Origin of the sequence: Acinetobacter sp. C32I (assembly GCF_023702715.1) — a bacterium.
In the GTDB taxonomy this organism is placed as follows: domain Bacteria; phylum Pseudomonadota; class Gammaproteobacteria; order Pseudomonadales; family Moraxellaceae; genus Acinetobacter.
This window is the reverse complement of sequence record NZ_CP098480.1, coordinates 1,542,726-1,560,155: the sequence shown is the minus strand read 5'-3', so window position 1 is coordinate 1,560,155 and position 17,430 is coordinate 1,542,726. Positions and strand designations below refer to the sequence as shown.

Sequence of the window (17,430 nt, the reverse complement as noted above, 5' to 3'; positions counted from 1 at the left end):
TTAGTCCTTCTTCAAGTGTTTTTCAAGTAAAGCATAGCGTTCGTTTTCAATACGCTCAACTTCAGCAGCAGGAACGTAGTAGTCAACATTCTTAGTGAATGAACTTACGATCAAGCTAACAACAGCTGATACGAATGAAACAACAACGAGCCACCAAATATGCCAGATCAGTGCAAAGCCAAGAATTGTAATGAACATTGCAATGACAAAACCAGCAGCGCGATCAGTCGGCATGTGGATGTCTTCATATTTAGTGTTACGTGCGTATGCTACACCATTTTCTTTGTCAGTCCAGAAACGGTCAACGCCGCTTGCATCTGGTTCATGCGCAAAGTTATAGAACGGAGCAGGAGATGACGTCGCCCATTCAAGCGTACGGCTATCCCATGGATCGCCTGTATGGTCCATGTTGTCCTTACGTTGTAAGAAACCAACGATGATTTGCATTAAGAAACATGCAATACCGATCGCGATAAGAACAGCACCAAACAATGCAATTGCCAAGTACGGATCCCACTCAGGGTTGTCATATGTATTCAAACGACGTGTCATACCCATGAAACCAAGGATATAAAGTGGCATGAATGCAAAATAGAAACCGATGAACCAGAACCAGAACGCAGCTTTACCCCATGCTTCGTTGAGCTTCCAACCAAACATTTTTGGCCAGTAGAAGATGATGCCGGCAAACATACCAAACACCACACCACCGATAATTACGTTATGGAAGTGAGCAATCAAGAATAATGAGTTGTGTACAAGGAAGTCCGCAGGTGGAACAGCCATCAATACACCAGTTAAACCACCGATACCGAATGTTACAAGGAAGCCAAGCGTCCATAACATAGGTGTTGTATAGGTGATGCGACCTTTATACATGGTGAATAACCAAGAGAAGATTTTCACACCTGTAGGAATCGCAATAACCATGGTCATGATACCGAAGAACGCATTCACGTTCGCACCAGCACCCATGGTAAAGAAGTGGTGAAGCCATACAACGAACGCAAGTACAGTAATCGCAATCGTCGCATACACCATAGACTTATAACCGAACAACGCTTTACGAGAGAAGGTTGCAACGATTTCTGAGTATAGACCAAATGCTGGTAATACCAAGATATATACTTCAGGGTGACCCCATGTCCAGATCAAGTTCACGTAAAGCATTGGGCTACCGCCAAGCTCATTAGTGAAGAAATGGAAGCCGAAGTAACGGTCAAGCGTCAACATTGCAAGCGTACCTGTTAATACAGGGAATGATGCAATGATGAGTACAGCCGTACAAAGTGAAGTCCACGTGAAAATAGGCATGTCCATCAACTTCATGCCAGGTGCACGCATTTTGATGATGGTAACAAAGAAGTTAACACCAGATAAAAGCGTACCTAGACCAGAAACCTGAAGTGCCCAGATATAGTAGTCAACACCGACACCAGGAGAATATTGAATGCCAGATAGAGGAGGGTAAGCCATCCAACCAGTCGCAGCAAACTCACCCAATACGAGTGAAAGCATCATTAAACCAGCAGCACCAGCGAATAACCAGAAGCTTAAAGAGTTCAATAATGGGAAGGCAACGTCACGAGCACCAATCTGTAAAGGTACAGAGATGTTCATCATACCAACAACGAGACCCATTGCTACGAAGAAGATCATGATTACACCGTGTGCGGTGAAGATCTGGTCGTAGTGGTCAGGATGTAAGTAACCTTCGCCGCCGCCTTTCGCGAGGAAAAGTTGTAGACGCATCATGATCGCATCGGCGAAACCACGCAACAGCATGACTACAGATACGATGATATACATGATACCAATCTTTTTATGGTCTACAGTGATAAACCACTCATTCCACAAATATCCCCATTTCTTGAAATAGGTGATACCGCCCAAAACAGCAATTGCACCAAGTGCCATAAAGACCATGGTGACAAGTACAAGGGGTTCAGTCGGGATAGAATCCCACCCCAATTTACCAAAAATCATATCCATGTCTTATTCCCCTTGAGCAGCGTGTTCTGCTGCAGCATGAGTTTCTGCTGTTGCATCATGTCCAGCAGAATGGTCAGCACCGTGATAGTTACTCATGTAGTGGTTGATGATTGTTTCAAACAATTTTGGTTCAACTGATGAGTAATAAGTCACTGGGTGTGGCTTAGTCGGGAACGGTTTCATCGCTTCAGCTTTAGCAAGTGCTTCTTCATCACCAGCAGCTTTAGCACGATTTACTAAATGCTCGATCTGATGCTTAGAACGATCGCCATCTTTAAGCGTTGCTAACTCAGCTTGGTCAAGTGTGCCTTTTTGAATTGCTTCAGGGTTAATACTTGTACCATTACCAGCTTTAACTGCTTCTACCCATTGTGCAAATTCTGGCTCAGTCACGCTATGTGCTTTAAAGCGCATTTGTGAGAAACCGTAACCTGAATAGTTTGCTGAGAAACCACGGAAGATACCTGGTTCATCGGCTAATAGGTGAAGGTGAGTTTGCATACCAGCCATTGCGTAAATCTGACCGCCTAACTGTGGGATGAAGAACGAGTTCATCGTGAAGTTAGAAGTGATCTTAAAGCTTACTGGTGTTTGTTCTGGGAAACGTACTTCGTTTACCGTTGCAATGTTTTGCTCAGGATAGATAAAAATCCACTTGAACTGTTCAGCGACAGCTTGAATAGTCAATGGTGCTTTATCTGATTCTAACGGACGGTAAGGGTCGTACTTGTGGGAACCCCACCAAGTTAACCAAGCTAAAATACCAATAATAATGACAGGTACACCCCATACAACGATCTCAATTGTCGTTGAGTGTGCCCAAGTAGGTTTATAGTCTGCATCTTTATTCGACGCGCGATATTTCCAACCAAACCATAATGCCATAACGATTGATGGAATCACCACCAACAGCATTAAATAGATCGCAGTCATCATCAGGTTACTTTGACCTTGACCAACTGGACCTTTATTGTTTAGAAGTACCATATCACCGCCGCACCCAGTCAAGAGCGCAGCCATCGTTGATAAAGACAATACAGCTAAAATCGTTTGTCTCATTTTACAACCTCGGTGAAGAGTCCCATTCCCTAATTAAAATTATGGGATAGCGATTAAAGTGTCGCGTGATTGATAAGGATTGGTTAAAAAATGCTTAGCAATCACGCGACACCGCAACGTTGTTGGGCATTATGCCTTATATTGAAAAACTAAGCTACTCATAAAGTCGTGTGAAATACTTGTTTTAAAACCCGATTTATTTTGTAGGGATTGTTATTTGCATCTGTGTTTTTTATATAGATATCAGCTTAATACATAAAAAAAGAGGAATAAATCCTCTTTTGTTTATCGATTTGTGATTACTGCTTAATGACTTTGGTTTTTGCCAATTTATCGTGCAAAGTTTGACGATTTTTGGTAAATGCGAATAAAGCATAATCAATCACAGTAATGATCGGTACAAGGATTAGATTAAGAATGATAAACAACACACTTCTCAACCAAAAGGCCCGAATTGTACTGACTTGTGCAGAGCTTTCAACATCTACAATTTTAATCTTGGCGATTTTTTTACCGATACTCTGACCCGATTTTGCAATAAAGAAAGCCTGAATCATGAGCATGATAATCAGATAAGCAAAGATCATCATCCATGCTTCATTTGGAATTAATTGCATCAACTGATGCTGTAATTCGACAGCTTTGTCTGACGCCATTTGAGTGGCTTGCATCTGTTTTTGAATTTCAAATAATTCTTGGTATTGGCTTTCATTAAAAAAGAAAGATGGGATCGAAGCCATCGGTAGCCAAAGGATGAGATCAAAAACTTTCGCTAGCGCACGCGAATGAAAAGGCGCAAGTTCAGGCGCTTTTTGTTCGACTTTGATTTTGTAAGTTGGTTCGTTCGTTTCAGTTTTAATTTGAGAACTAAAAGGAGAGTAACCTACAGGTTCGTAGACAAGTTTACCTTGTGTGAGTTCACCAAGTGTTTTCCATTCAGCCATACCTTCATGCCAAGCTAAATCGGTCAATAAAACTTGTTGACTAGCAAGCATTTGGTTCACTTGTTCTAAACTGTAAGGTCCTGCTTGTTGATTGTTACGAGCCAAGTAAATTTGCATAATTTTAAAATCTCAATTACGAAAGATGAAAAAAGACCCTACGAAAGAGGGCCTTTTTCTAAAAAAGACTAGGCTTTCTTGATTTGTTCTTCAGCAAGGAAGAACCAAGTATCAAGGACTGAGTCAGGGTTAAGTGACACAGATTCAATACCTTGTTCCATGAGCCATTTAGCCAGGTCAGGGTGATCCGAAGGACCTTGACCACAAATACCAACGTATTTTCCTGCTTTGCGGCAAGCATGAATTGCCATAGAAAGGAGCGCTTTAACTGCTGGATCACGCTCATCAAATAAGTGAGATACGATACCAGAGTCACGGTCAAGACCGAGTGTTAATTGTGTTAAGTCATTTGAACCGATAGAGAAACCATCAAAGTGCTCAAGGAATTGCTCAGCTAACAATGCATTGGTTGGTAATTCACACATCATGATGATTTTTAAACCATTCTCACCACGTTTTAAACCATTTTGAGCAAGCAGTTCAATCACACGTTTTGCTTCAGAAACCGTACGAACGAATGGAATCATGATTTGGATATTGGTTAAACCCATTTCATCACGTGCTTTTTTCAAGGCACGACATTCAAGTTCAAAACAGTCACGGAAGTTATCAGATACATAACGACTCGCACCACGGAAGCCCAACATTGGGTTTTCTTCTTCTGGCTCGTATAGCTTACCGCCGATCAAGTTTGCATATTCATTCGATTTAAAATCAGACATACGTACGATGACTGGTTTTTCTGCAAATGCAGCAGCAAGTGTCGAAATACCTTCAACCAATTTTTCGACATAGAATTCGATTGGAGAAGAGTAGCCCGCAGTACGTGCCATTACAGCCGCACGAGTTTCACGTGGTAGGCTTTCAATGTTTAAGAGTGCTTTTGGATGCACACCGATCATACGGTTGATGATGAACTCTAGACGAGCAAGGCCGATCCCTTCATTCGGGATTTGAGCAAAGTCAAATGCACGGTCAGGGTTACCAACGTTCATCATGATTTTGAATGGTAGCGATGGCATTGAGTGAATCGAGTTACGTTGAACTTCGAAATCTAATGCACCTTCATAGATGAAACCAGTATCGCCTTCGGCACAAGAAACAGTTACTTCTTGGCCATCAGAAAGGACTTCAGTGGCATTACCGCAACCAACAATTGCTGGAACACCTAACTCACGTGCAATAATCGCGGCGTGACAAGTACGACCACCACGGTTGGTAACGATCGCAGCAGCGCGCTTCATTACTGGTTCCCAGTCTGGGTCAGTCATGTCAGATACAAGTACGTCACCGTCCTGAACCTTATCCATCTCTTTAATAGAAGTGACAACACGAACTTTACCTGAACCGATACGTTGACCGATTGAACGACCTTCACAAATGACCGTACCACGTTGTTTGAGTAGGTAGCGTTCCATCGTACCGACATTCTGACGGCTTTTTACCGTTTCTGGACGTGCTTGAACGATATAAATTTGACCATCATCGCCATCTTTTGCCCATTCGATGTCCATTGGCGAACCGTAATGTTGCTCAATGATCAACGCTTGTTTAGCCAATTCATGTAATTCATGGTCATTTAAGGCAAATTGTTGACGCTCTTGTTTTTCAACATCAACCACCACCACTGATTTACCTGCAGCACCTTCTTCACCATAAATCATTTTTTGGTGTTTAGAGCCAAGGTTGCGACGTAATACCGAATGTTTACCCGCATTTAAAAGTGGTTTAGACAAATAGAATTCGTCAGGGTTAACCGCACCCTGTACCACCATTTCGCCCAAACCGTAAGATGCTGTAATAAACACAACATCACGGAAGCCAGATTCTGTATCGAGTGTGAACATGACACCCGCAGCACCTGTTTCTGAACGAACCATACGTTGTACGCCAGCCGAAAGGGCAACAACACTATGTTCAAAACCTTGGTGTACACGGTAAGCAATAGCGCGGTCATTATAAAGAGAAGCAAAAACTTCTTTGATCGCGATTAAGATATTATCAATACCGCGAATGTTGAGGAAAGTTTCTTGTTGACCTGCGAAAGACGCATCAGGTAAGTCTTCAGCAGTTGCAGAAGAACGTACCGCAACAGCAATGTCTGGGTTGCCGTTTGAAAGGGCTGCAAAAGCCTCACGAATTTCTTGTTCTAATGTAGCAGTAAGCGGAGTATCAACAATCCATTTACGGATTTTTGCACCGGTTTCAGCAAGTGCAATTACATCATCAACGTTAAGCTGTAAAAGTTCAGCTTGAATACGAGCGTTTAAGCCGCTTTGATCCAAGAACTCACGATAGGCAGCAGCAGTTGTTGCAAAACCACCAGGTACCGATACACCAGCATTGGATAAATGGCTGATCATTTCACCCAAAGATGAGTTTTTCCCACCTACGAGTTCGACATCGTGTTTTCCTAATTTTTCCAGACCGATTACGCGCGCTTCCAAAGTATTTACTCCACTTTTTTTGCAGTATGAATGACCATCATTGGTATGAAATTATACAAAAGTGCTTAGATTTAGTGTTTTACTAAGCGACAGTCATGTTAGATGAGTTTACTATAAAGATTATAGAGCACTAAGACAAATGTTTAAGGAGAATTTTGATGCCCGTAAGTAAAGAAATTAAACGGAGCGTTTTTTTTATTTCAGATGGTACCGCAATTACCGCAGAAACCCTTGGACATTCACTACTTGCGCAATTTCCAAACGTCGATTTTGACATTCATATTATGCCGTATATTGCCACTGAAGAAGCTGCAATGGTCGCGGTGGCCGAGATCAATGCTTGCCAATCTCGAGATGGATCTTTACCGCTGGTTTTTGATACCTTGGTTGATCCGCATGTCCGTGAAATTATCAATACAGCTAAAGCGGTCAATCTCGATGTTTTTGAAGGTCTCATTAGCAAATTAGAACAAGAGTTGGGTACACCGCCGACGACCTTGGTTGGACAAACCCATGCCGTTACCGATTCAGAATATTATAAGGCACGTATTGATGCGGTACATTTCGCCTTAGACAATGATGATGGGGCCAGAACACGTCATTATGATAAAGCCGATATTATTTTAATTGGCGTATCGCGTTCAGGTAAAACACCGACCTCGATTTATTTGTCATTACAATTTGGCATTCGTGTTGCAAATTATCCTTTAACTGAGGAAGACCTCGATGACAATCGGTTGCCAAAAGTTCTACGTGAACATAAAAACAAGTTGTTTGGTTTGATGATTGATGCGGAACGTTTGGTTGCCATTCGCAATGAACGTAAGGCCAATAGTCGCTATTCAAGTTTTAGTCAGTGCCAAATGGAACTCCGTGCCATTGAAGGAATTTATATCTCCGAGGGGATTAAATATCTGAATGTGACAGAGATGTCGATTGAAGAAATCTCAACCCGAGTTTTACAAATGACCGGTTTGAAACGTCGTATTGGTTAATGGCTTCAGACGGCCTCAATCTAAGTTGATTAGGTCGTCTTCAATGTAGAGATGCATTAAAATTTTTGAATGACAGCTTTCCTAAAAATCATTAACTAATAATAAACAATTGATATTCAATAACAAACTTAGCTTAACTCTTCAGTATTTGAATTGCTGATAATTTTTCCACATTTCTGCTATAATATTGTGATTTAAATCTCACTTTTATTATTGGTGGTCCTATGGCTTTTATTGCAACTGAATATCTTGATAAAAAGAGTTCTGTTTGGAACAGAAGTCTGTGAACCTCGCATTTCCTTTTCACTCTAATCATCAAGTGAGTGACGTTCAGCAAAATATTTATAATCGTATCCCGAGTTTGGTCTGGCTGCTTTCAGAACAGGGCGATGCCTATTTCTTTAATAGTGTCAGCCAAGAATATATTGGCTTTAATAATTTAGAACATTTTGCCAAAAATTGGGTGGATTTGATCCATCTTGATGACAGCTCGCTTTTTCAAAGTGAATGGGAGCAAGCACTTTCAGGTCTATCTGCATTTCAACTTGAATGCCGTTTAAAACATCGCTCAGGTGCATATCGTTGGTTCTTGTTATCGGCAAAATTTTTGGACGATGAAGGCGAGGGCTATTGGTTCGTCAATAGTGTTGATATCCATGAAACCAAACAATACCAGCAGAATTTGGTGCAGTGTATTAATGCACAAACCAATATGCTGGATAATAGTATTGACTGTATAAAATTATTAGAAGCAGATGGCTCTTTATTGCATGTCAATAAAACAGGCTGCATTGCATTGAATATCCCAGAACATCATCAACGCTTTGGAATGAAGTGGGCTGAACTCTTACCAACAGAGATTCGTTCGAAGGCAAGCTATGCCTTGAAAACAGCATTGAAAGGGAAAACCGCACGTTTTCGTGGAATGAGTGGAGACGGTTCGGAGCGACAATATTGGGATAATTTACTAACACCTATCTTGAATGACCAAGGTCAGATTGTGCAGGTCTTATGCCTATCTCGTGATGTAACCGCACAACGACAAACTGAAATACAGCTACGTCTTTCAAGTGAACTCGATGATTTAACGGGGCTCTACAATCGTCGTTTCTTTAAGCAACAGCTAAAGCGTTCTTTACTTCGACATAAAAAGGGTGAAAAGCGTGTTGGCTTAATGCTGCTGGATCTGGATTATTTTAAACATATTAATGATACCTTAGGGCATGCGGCAGGAGATCATTTGCTGCGTGTTCTATCAAAACGAATAGAACATATCTTGCCAGACAACACCTTTGTGGCACGGTTGGGCGGCGATGAGTTTGCAGTTGTTGTCAACGGCATTGACTCAGAAGCAGAGCTTGAAAAAGTGGCGATAGATGTCAGCCGGCAATTAGATGCACCGATTACTTATGCTGGGAATTTAATTAATGGCAGCATGAGTATTGGTTGTGCGATTTATCCGCGTGATGCAAAAGATTCTTCAAATCTAATGAAATGTGCCGATACCGCACTCAACGATCTGAAAGCAGCGGGTCGTGGTGGTTTCCGTATGTTCAATCCCCAGATGCAGATTGCAGCACAGAATATTGCAATTCAACTGAATGAGGCGCGTCATATCATTCGTGATGACCTCATGGTGCCTTACTATCAACCTAAAGTCCGTTTAACTGATTCGAAAGTGGTTGGATTTGAAGCATTATTACGTTGGAAAACCGAAGATCAACAGATTCATTCACCTCGAAATATTGAACAAGCTTTTCAAGATTATATACTGGCCACAAAAATCAGTGATGCGATGCAGAATAAGGTTTTTAAAGATATCGCCATGTGGATTGAACAGGGAGTAGAGGTTGTGCCTGTTTCAATCAATGCAGCGCCAGTTGAATTCTTAAAAGATAATTATGCTGAACGTTTATTGCAGCGGTTAAATTTATATAAAATTCCACACCATTTAGTGGAGATTGAAATCACCGAACATATCTTAGATGATCGGGGTTCTGATTATGTAGTTCGCGCATTAAATTTATTAAAACAACAAGGCGTGAAAATTTCACTGGATGATTTTGGAACTGGGCATTCGTCTTTAACCCGTTTGCGTGATTATCCTGTCGATTGTCTAAAAATTGATTGTGATTTTATTCGTCAGATGAATGGGGATGAGGCGATTTTAGCGATTGTCCAAGCCATCATTGCGTTAGGGCCAAAACTTTCCTTGGATATTGTTGCTGAGGGGATTGAGAATATTGAGCAGCTTGAATTGCTCAAAGCATCTGGATGTTCTATTGGTCAGGGTTATTTATTTAGTTCCGCTGTTAATGTACAACAAGCGACAACAATGCTGCAACATGGAATCTAAATGCTTGATTGCATCATATAAAAGCCAACAAGACACATAAAAATATAAGCCTTGTTGGCTATGTTAAGCACTTAGTGGGTTTTGATATCCATCAAGCGGCTAAAGTTTTCTAAACGCTTTTCGGTATCATAAATATCACAAGTAAAGATAAATTCATCGACATCATATTGTGCCGCGATTTTATTTAAACCAGATTTAACGGTTTCTTGAGAACCGATTTGTGCCATGGCATAAAAATTTTGAATTGCCAATTGTTCAGCACTGGTTGCAAGCCCTTGGGTTGAGTCAATCGGTGGTTTGAGTTTTAAGCTATGACCACGGATCAGATTTAAAATTCGCTGATAAGAGCTAGTCGCTAAATATTGAGCGTCTTCATCGGTTGCTGCAACGACTGTTGGTACGCCCATTGAGACATAAGGCTTGTCCAGATATTCAGATGCTTGGAAATTATCTCGGTAAAGCTCGATGGCTTGACCTAACATTCTTGGGGCAAAGTGTGAAGCAAAAGAATAAGGAAGTCCAAGCTTAGCTGCCAGTTGTGCACTGAATAAACTTGAGCCGAGTAGCCAAACGGGGACATGGGTATTTTGACCTGGCGTGGCGATAATTCTTTGATTAGCTTGAGGTGCTTTAAAATATTGTAAAATTTCCATCACATCTTGAGGAAATTGATCTTCAGTTTCCTGACGACCTCGACGTAGGGCACGCATGGTCATTTGATCGGTACCAGGAGCACGACCTAGACCGAGTTCAAAACGATTTGGGTATAATGTCGCTAAAGTCCCGAATTGTTCTGCAACCACCAGCGGTGCATGATTTGGCAGCATAATACCGCCTGAACCTAGGCGGATATGTTGGGTATTTGCAGCAATAAAACCCAATAAAACCGCTGTCGCTGAGCTGGCAATCCCATCCATATTATGATGCTCAGCCAACCAAAAACGTTCATAACCTAATTTTTCAGCGTGCTGTGCCAGTTCGAGTGCATGACGGAGAGAAAACTCGATACTTTTATCATCCCGAACAGGTGCGAGTTCCAGAATAGAGAACTTTATATCTTGTAGTGATTTCATCATCGATTCTCAAAACTATATATCGAAATAATACGATATAAGTTTGACTTTGTATATCGGTTTTGATCGATATATTTTATTGTAGGCAATAAAAAAAGCGCCCGAAGGCGCTAAAAGGGTAAACCGTTTTGATCTGATTAACGATGTTTGTACCAACCACGGTGACGACCATTGTCATGACGGTAGCTTTCACGCGAATTATAATAACGGCGATCATCATAAGAACGGCGGTTGTCATAACGGCGGTCATAGCGACGATCATCATAACGGCGATCTGCATCACGGTCCTGGCCTACTTTTTGACCTAAAGCAGCACCACCAGCAGCACCGAGTGCAGCACCGATATAGCCACCATTACTTCCACCCATATTACGGCCAACCGTATAACCGCCCACACCACCTAAACCGCCGCCTATGGCAGCTTCGGTACGGTCACGTCGATTACTAGAGGCAGCTGCACCGCCAGCCCCACCGATTGCAGAGCCAATCATGGCACCTGTATCACCACCAAGTTGTTTTCCTAGCGCAGTACCAACCACACTGCCTAGGGCGGAGGTTGCTGCTACACGCGTTGTGTTATCTGCATGTGCAACAGTCATCATTGAAGATGCCGCTAAGATAACGCTACATAACCACATATTCGATTTCATGGTGAAACTCCTTATCCATTCTTTTGGACAGTATTCTTTTTGCTTGTGACAAATGTAACAAGAGTTGTGGCTGAAAATATGGAGCGCAATATCTAGATTGAGAGAGTTTGAAGAGGGTTTTGTATGGGTTGTATTACAAGTGAAGAGATTGTGAATAAATTATAAAAATAAAGAATGAATAAGCAACAACCCACCGTGAGTGCGGGAATCGAGTACAATAGAGCCTGTTTAGATTAGGGGGTATATATGCTGCTGGAAAAAATTTTGCAATCACAAGGCTTGGGTTCACGTAAGTATTGCCAGCAGTTAATAAAAAATGGTTCTGTGCAAATAGACAATCAGGTCTGTGATAATCCGAAACAGAATTTCAATACCGATCAACTGGTCTTTCAAGTATTTGGTGAAGAATACCAATATCGAGAGCATGTCTATATTGTTTTAAATAAACCACAAGGCTATGAATGTTCGCATCAGGCAACACATCATAAAAGTGTATTCAGTCTTTTTCCTGAAATTTTGTTGCATCGTGGGATTCAATGCGTGGGGCGTTTGGATCAGGACACGACAGGTTTATTGTTATTGACCGATGATGGTCAATATCTACAAGCTTTAACACATCCACGTAAGCATGTGCCGAAAGTTTATCATGTGACGACTGCAGATCCAGTTACAGCTGAACAGCAACATGGCTTAGAGCAGGGAGTCGAACTGCGTAATGAAAAAGGGATGTATGCTGCAACGGATGTTCAACTTTTCTCAACCCATCAATTGGCGATGACGATACATCAAGGGGTCTATCACCAAGTGAAAAGAATGCTGGCGGTAGTTGGAAATAAAGTTGAAGTTTTGCATCGGCATCAAGTTGGTTTACTTGAATTGCCTGAATTAAAACAAGGTGAATGGATGTATCTTACACCTACCCAAAAACAGTTAAGTCAGAACATCGCTTTAGATGAATGATTACTTTAAAAAACAATGAAAGGTTTTGAACTCACTGTCTTGGATAAAGCCCATTTGTTCATAAAGACGGTGAGATTGATAATTATTTTTTTGTGTTTCAAGGCTGATACGCTGCGCATTTTCATGCCGTGCGAATAAGATCGCGGTATCAATCAATTGTTTTGCAGAGCCTTGTTTGCGGTAAGACGGTGTGACATAAACATCATCAAGGATGTAATAGGTTTCACAAGCCACTGAGGAAAAAGCCAGATAGAGCAAGACAAAGCCTGTAAATACGTCATCTTTAACATGAATAAAAATGACACTGTCTTTGTTGTCAAAGCGATGTTTTAAAAATTGATACGATTGTTCAATATTTGAGGATGCACCGTAGAACTGACGGTATTCGTCAAACAAGACAGCAAGTTGATGAAGATCTTCCTTTGTTGCTCGCTTAACAATCATTCCTAACCATCCTTTATAATTTTATTAGGACTGTCAGGATAGCGAAAAAAATTCAGCTTAAAAAATAAAAACTTGTTTATAAATGCAACATTGTTAAGTTTTGTCACTCTCACCAAGCAGTGCATTCAACTCTTCAAATAAATCTTCATGATCATCTTCAATATCAGTCGAAGACGGATTTTCAGCATTGGCTGCGGCTTTCGATTTACGTAGTTTTAACAACTGTTCCATGTTGATATTCTGATTTTCGATTGCAAAAGGAATCGACTTGGTCAGTACCACTTGTTTGAAGAAAAGACGAACGGCCTGAGCAGGGGAGATCCCCAGCTGTTTAAATACAGCAAAAGCTTGCTTCTTTTCCTGTGAATCGAGGCGAACCTGATAAACTTCTGTTTTTCGCATGAAGAATGTAACCACATATTTTTAGTTATCGTCATGTATTTTAAACCATTGCAATGTAATTTCAATATTTTTGAAGTGAAAAAATAGAATTTTTGTCATTACGTTGTGGGGGCAATGCAAGTTCAAAGTGAGAACTAAAGCGCATTTCCTGTTTTAAAATCGGATCAAAAAATTGAATTTCCTTGGCCAGTAATTGTAAAGGATGGCTAAAATCATCGTCTGCTTTATGTTTAATATTTGGATAAAAAGAATCATTAAGTATCGGAATATTCAGGTAATTTAAATGAACACGCAATTGATGTTGTTTGCCGGTTTTAGGGCTGAGTTTATATTTGGCATAGTGTTGATCATGCATCAATAATTCAATCAAAGTTTCAGTATTATTGGGTTTTTCTGGAGCAATTTGCATGGTGTAAAAAGGCTGACCTTTTTCTAAATGGAGCTGCAAAATTTGTGGAAAATGCAGTTCAGGACGATAAGCTGCAATCGCATGGTAGGTTTTTTGCACTTTTCTATCCGCAAAAAGCTGCTGATATGCACCTCTTGAGTGTGCTTTTTTACAGAATAGCACCACGCCTGCAGTTTCACGATCTAGTCGATGGATGGGGGTAAGATCTTCATAGCCTGTTTGTTTTTTAAGCCTGACCAAGAGGGTTTCTTGCACATACTGGCCTGTTGGACTCATGGTCAAAAAGTGTGGCTTATCGACGACAAGCAGATCATCATTTTCAAATAAAATTTCATGCTGAAATGGCACATGGATTTCGTGGGCAAGGAAACGATAGTAGAAAATATGGGTATTGGGTGTATATCGGCTTTCTAATGTGAGTTTGCTGCCATCTGCTGCATAAATCAGCTCATCGGCAAAACGCTGTTGCCATTCGCTAATCTGAATATGTGGGAAGTGTTGGCAGAGATAATCAAAAATAGTAAGTGCAGAAACATCGTGAGGTAAAAAGACTTTACTGGCACTGACACCATTTATGAGTGGAGGAGTAAAATCTTTATTTGAGAATTGATTCATAGAGATAAATGATGCCACTAAAATTAAGGTCCGGCATTTTAAGAACAAATGAGATTAAGTATCTCGTTGATGTTTTTGCTTAGATTAACATAATCCGAGTTGATGAATTGCCTGTGCCCATCAATTCCTCTATGAATGATTGCATGAGTGGTCGGATGAAGCTCTTTATCACGAGCAACTTCAATGAGATGTTCTACAAAATCTTGTGCTTGTTGAGGTGCATATTTAAATTCTGCAGTAAAAATAAAAATTGCAAGTTTATGAATCTCTAAAGCAGGGAGTTGGTTTAAAAAACATTGGGCATGAATTGTACCAAAACTAAAACTTGCAAGAATTTGCCGTTCTAGCTCAGTTGTTGTCTCAAAAGGTTTTTCGATGGATAAAAAAAGCTGATGCGTAAATTTCGAAATGAGTTTCCGATGTTCGTCCACAACAGTTTCCTCAGAAAATAATTTAGGAGTTGTTTTAAAAAGAATCAACTTCTTTCTATGGATTAGGCTTTAAAGCAGGGCAATGTTATCATAGCTGCCATCCCAATTTTGTTTTATTTGCCATGTCATCTTCAGTGAAATTTACTTTAAATCATGAACAAGACACTCAACGTTTTGCACAGGTGCTATCACAACATGTGCACTCAGGCATTATTTATTTAATTGGTGATTTGGGTGCAGGAAAAACCACGTTTACCCGTTACTTTCTACAAAAGTTAGGGCATAAAGGTTCGGTCAAGAGTCCGACTTATACCTTGGTTGAACCTTATACCATTCAAGGTAAAGAGATTTTCCATTTTGACCTGTATCGTTTGAATGATCCCTATGAACTTGAGTTAATGGGCATCCGTGATTATCTGGAAACACCCGATGCTTTATTTTTATTTGAATGGCCATCGAAAGGTGGTGATGAAATACCAAAACCAGATATTGTGATTGATATTCAAAAATCAGAAGATGAACTGACTCGATTTGTGACTTTAACCACAGAGTCTGAAGCTTTATCTCAAACTTTGCAGGAACAATTGAATGGCGCATGATTCAACTCGTCGTATTCATACCCTAGATGCTGCCTTAGCCAACCAGATTGCTGCAGGTGAGGTGATTGAACGTCCCTCATCAGTAGTCAAAGAATTATTAGAAAACTCGATTGATGCTGGCGCGACTGAATTGATTATTCGAGTGGCGCAAGGTGGCTCAACGCTGATTGAAATCATTGATAATGGGAATGGTATTCACGCTGAAGATTTACCTTTAGCAGTGATGCGTCATGCCACCAGTAAAATTCAGACTGCAGATGATTTACATGCGATTGTCAGTTTAGGGTTCCGTGGCGAGGCATTGGCCTCAATTGCGGCTGTGTCACGTTTGACATTAACCAGTAGTCAAGATGAGCAAGGTGTCGGCTATCAAGTTGAAGTGAATGGTACCGCTTTTGATCATCAACAAATTCAAGCGGTCGCTGCACAAAAAGGCACACACATTCGCGTACAAGATTTATTTTTTAATGTGCCCGCACGTCGTAAATTCTTAAAAAAACCAACCACAGAATTTAATCATATTGAGGAAATTGTTCGCCGTCTGGCTTTAACTCATTTCGATATTCGTTTTGTACTAGAGCATAACGATAACATCCGTTTAAACCTGCCGATTGCTGACAGCGGTGAATTACGCTATCAACGTGTGCAGCAATTATTGGGTCAGCAATTTATTCAAAATGCCTACTGGATCGATTCAGATAGTATCAATATGCGTTTGTCTGGGTGGTTGGGACATCCTTCCGATGCACGTGCACAGGCGGACATGCAATATGTGTATGTAAATGGTCGTATTGTCAAAGATAAAACCATTTCACACGCTTTACGTATGGCCTATGACGGAATTTTGCATGGGCATCAACATTCATCATATTTGTTGTTTTTAGAAGTTGATCCTGAAAATATTGATGTGAATGTGCATCCGACCAAGCATGAAATCCGCTTTTTGAATCAACGTGAAGTGCATGAGTTTGTGCGTCATTATGCCAAAGCAACGCTTTCGCAATTTCAGACCGCAACTGCTGACCTTGCTCAAGCCATGAAAACAGATGAGGCGACAACTGAGCATTTCAATTATCAGCCACAGCCAAAATATCAAGAACAATTCAATTTACATCGAGCAGTGGCTGAATCTGAACCTCAAGTCAATCAGCAAGTGGTTGTGTCGACTGACTTATTGACTGAGTTTAATCAAAGTCGTCCACAGGCTGTACAATATAATTCAGCACCACAAGAACCACGTTATAACGGTTCGGCACAGTTGAATAATGCATTAAAAACCTATTTAGCGCCTTTGCGTGAAGATGCTGATGTTGATGCAAATGATCAAGGTCCATCACGTGTAGATGAGTTTCCATTAGGGATTGCGATCGCACAACTGCATGGCATTTATATTCTGGCGCAAAATACTGAAGGCCTGATTATTGTGGATATGCATGCAGCACATGAGCGTATCTTGCTACAACAGATGAAGTCGGCATGGGATAAACCAGAATTTTGGACCTCACAACAACTGTTGATTCCTAAAGTCGTTTCAATTACCCGAATGCAGGCAACGCGTGTTGAAGATTTACAACCGCAATTGCAGCGCTTAGGTCTGGAAATTGATCAATATGGCGATGAACAGGTGATTGTTCGTGGAGTACCTGCAATTTTACACAAAGCTGACTTTGCTAATTTATTACCTGAACTATTGAATGATCTTGATCCGAATGATGAGGCGCGAGGTTTATTACAAAAACGTGATGAGCTACTCGCGGGTATGGCTTGTCATGGCGCTGTGCGTGCCCATCGACAGTTAAGTTTATCGGAAATGAATGCTTTATTGCGTCAAATGGAACAAACCGAATTTGCCAGCCAATGTAATCATGGACGTCCGACTTGGCGGGCATTTCCACTTCATCAATTAGATAAATTATTTGCTCGAGGAGAGTAGTTTT

The 17,430-nt window shown here is 40.8% G+C and carries 15 protein-coding genes; 5 read left to right on the top strand and 10 right to left on the bottom strand.

Translation table 11 applies throughout. The annotated features are described in order from the left end of the window. From cyoB to ppsA, 4 genes are all read right to left on the bottom strand, one after another. The gene (cyoB, locus tag NDN13_RS07590) at positions 1–1,992 is read right to left on the bottom strand and encodes a cytochrome o ubiquinol oxidase subunit I (protein ID WP_167248330.1); all 1,992 of its coding nucleotides are present in this window, start codon (positions 1,990–1,992) and stop codon (positions 1–3) included. Between the two features lie 3 nt (positions 1,993–1,995). Next, the gene (cyoA, locus tag NDN13_RS07585; protein WP_016540973.1) at positions 1,996–3,051 is read right to left on the bottom strand and encodes a ubiquinol oxidase subunit II; all 1,056 of its coding nucleotides are present in this window, start codon (positions 3,049–3,051) and stop codon (positions 1,996–1,998) included. A gap of 299 nt (positions 3,052–3,350) precedes the next feature. Next, entirely contained in the window at positions 3,351–4,112 is a 762-nt protein-coding gene (locus tag NDN13_RS07580) for an RDD family protein (protein WP_101236335.1), read from the bottom strand. Between the two features lie 68 nt (positions 4,113–4,180). Continuing rightward, positions 4,181–6,559, bottom strand: a complete 2,379-nt coding sequence (ppsA, locus tag NDN13_RS07575; protein WP_251117798.1) for a phosphoenolpyruvate synthase — start codon at positions 6,557–6,559, stop codon at positions 4,181–4,183. 158 nt (positions 6,560–6,717) lie between these two features. Between ppsA and ppsR the strand changes: the two genes are divergently transcribed. Both ppsR and NDN13_RS07565 read left to right on the top strand, forming a co-directional pair. Beyond that, positions 6,718–7,554: a posphoenolpyruvate synthetase regulatory kinase/phosphorylase PpsR gene (ppsR, locus tag NDN13_RS07570; protein ID WP_251117797.1), complete on the top strand. Its 837-nt coding sequence runs from the start codon at positions 6,718–6,720 to the stop codon at positions 7,552–7,554. A 283-nt stretch (positions 7,555–7,837) separates the two neighbouring features. Beyond that, positions 7,838–9,910, top strand: coding sequence for a sensor domain-containing protein (locus NDN13_RS07565; RefSeq protein WP_251118192.1), 2,073 nt, complete (start codon positions 7,838–7,840; stop codon positions 9,908–9,910). Between the two features lie 71 nt (positions 9,911–9,981). Here NDN13_RS07565 and NDN13_RS07560 read toward each other — a convergent pair whose 3' ends face one another. After that, positions 9,982–10,983 carry an LLM class flavin-dependent oxidoreductase gene (locus tag NDN13_RS07560; RefSeq protein WP_251118191.1) on the bottom strand — a complete coding sequence of 334 codons (1,002 nt, stop codon included), beginning with the start codon at positions 10,981–10,983 and terminating at the stop codon, positions 9,982–9,984. A gap of 137 nt (positions 10,984–11,120) precedes the next feature. Next, entirely contained in the window at positions 11,121–11,633 is a 513-nt protein-coding gene (locus NDN13_RS07555) for a glycine zipper 2TM domain-containing protein (RefSeq protein WP_005204696.1), read from the bottom strand. A 246-nt stretch (positions 11,634–11,879) separates the two neighbouring features. Here NDN13_RS07555 and NDN13_RS07550 point away from each other — a divergent pair, with 246 nt between their 5' ends. After that, positions 11,880–12,593 (top strand): pseudouridine synthase, encoded by a 714-nt coding sequence (locus NDN13_RS07550; protein ID WP_251117796.1) that lies wholly within the window; start codon positions 11,880–11,882, stop codon positions 12,591–12,593. On the opposite strand, the gene NDN13_RS07545 is transcribed toward NDN13_RS07550, so the two are convergent. From NDN13_RS07545 to imm48, 4 genes are all read right to left on the bottom strand, one after another. Beyond that, positions 12,594–13,037 (bottom strand): GNAT family N-acetyltransferase, encoded by a 444-nt coding sequence (locus tag NDN13_RS07545; protein WP_004654380.1) that lies wholly within the window; start codon positions 13,035–13,037, stop codon positions 12,594–12,596. A gap of 93 nt (positions 13,038–13,130) precedes the next feature. Continuing rightward, positions 13,131–13,439: a type II toxin-antitoxin system RelB/DinJ family antitoxin gene (locus NDN13_RS07540; protein WP_251117795.1), complete on the bottom strand. Its 309-nt coding sequence runs from the start codon at positions 13,437–13,439 to the stop codon at positions 13,131–13,133. 61 nt (positions 13,440–13,500) lie between these two features. Then, positions 13,501–14,463, bottom strand: coding sequence for a pseudouridine synthase (locus NDN13_RS07535; protein WP_251117794.1), 963 nt, complete (start codon positions 14,461–14,463; stop codon positions 13,501–13,503). A 38-nt stretch (positions 14,464–14,501) separates the two neighbouring features. Further along, on the bottom strand, positions 14,502–14,894 hold the full coding sequence (gene imm48, locus NDN13_RS07530) for an Imm48 family immunity protein (RefSeq protein ID WP_251117793.1): 393 nt from the start codon (positions 14,892–14,894) through the stop codon (positions 14,502–14,504). A gap of 122 nt (positions 14,895–15,016) precedes the next feature. Between imm48 and tsaE the strand changes: the two genes are divergently transcribed. Next, positions 15,017–15,493 (top strand): tRNA (adenosine(37)-N6)-threonylcarbamoyltransferase complex ATPase subunit type 1 TsaE, encoded by a 477-nt coding sequence (gene tsaE / locus NDN13_RS07525; RefSeq protein WP_251117792.1) that lies wholly within the window; start codon positions 15,017–15,019, stop codon positions 15,491–15,493. After that, the gene (gene mutL, locus NDN13_RS07520; RefSeq protein ID WP_251117791.1) at positions 15,483–17,426 is read left to right on the top strand and encodes a DNA mismatch repair endonuclease MutL; all 1,944 of its coding nucleotides are present in this window, start codon (positions 15,483–15,485) and stop codon (positions 17,424–17,426) included. Before tsaE ends, mutL begins: the two co-directional genes overlap by 11 nt. Positions 17,427–17,430 lie beyond the last annotated feature (4 nt).

Bases quoted from the DNA above. Each gene is read 5' to 3' on its own strand.
- NDN13_RS07550 (WP_251117796.1), top strand. From the start codon at position 11,880: ATGCTGCTGGAAAAAATTTTGCAATCACAAGGCTTGGGTTCACGTAAG.
- ppsR (WP_251117797.1), top strand. From the start codon at position 6,718: ATGCCCGTAAGTAAAGAAATTAAACGGAGCGTTTTTTTTATTTCAGAT.
- NDN13_RS07535 (WP_251117794.1), bottom strand. From the start codon at position 14,463: ATGAATCAATTCTCAAATAAAGATTTTACTCCTCCACTCATAAATGGT.
- NDN13_RS07555 (WP_005204696.1), bottom strand. From the start codon at position 11,633: ATGAAATCGAATATGTGGTTATGTAGCGTTATCTTAGCGGCATCTTCA.
- cyoA (WP_016540973.1), bottom strand. From the start codon at position 3,051: ATGAGACAAACGATTTTAGCTGTATTGTCTTTATCAACGATGGCTGCG.
- NDN13_RS07545 (WP_004654380.1), bottom strand. From the start codon at position 13,037: ATGATTGTTAAGCGAGCAACAAAGGAAGATCTTCATCAACTTGCTGTC.
- tsaE (WP_251117792.1), top strand. From the start codon at position 15,017: ATGTCATCTTCAGTGAAATTTACTTTAAATCATGAACAAGACACTCAA.
- NDN13_RS07540 (WP_251117795.1), bottom strand. From the start codon at position 13,439: ATGCGAAAAACAGAAGTTTATCAGGTTCGCCTCGATTCACAGGAAAAG.
- NDN13_RS07580 (WP_101236335.1), bottom strand. From the start codon at position 4,112: ATGCAAATTTACTTGGCTCGTAACAATCAACAAGCAGGACCTTACAGT.
- cyoB (WP_167248330.1), bottom strand. From the start codon at position 1,992: ATGGATATGATTTTTGGTAAATTGGGGTGGGATTCTATCCCGACTGAA.
- NDN13_RS07560 (WP_251118191.1), bottom strand. From the start codon at position 10,983: ATGAAATCACTACAAGATATAAAGTTCTCTATTCTGGAACTCGCACCT.
- mutL (WP_251117791.1), top strand. From the start codon at position 15,483: ATGGCGCATGATTCAACTCGTCGTATTCATACCCTAGATGCTGCCTTA.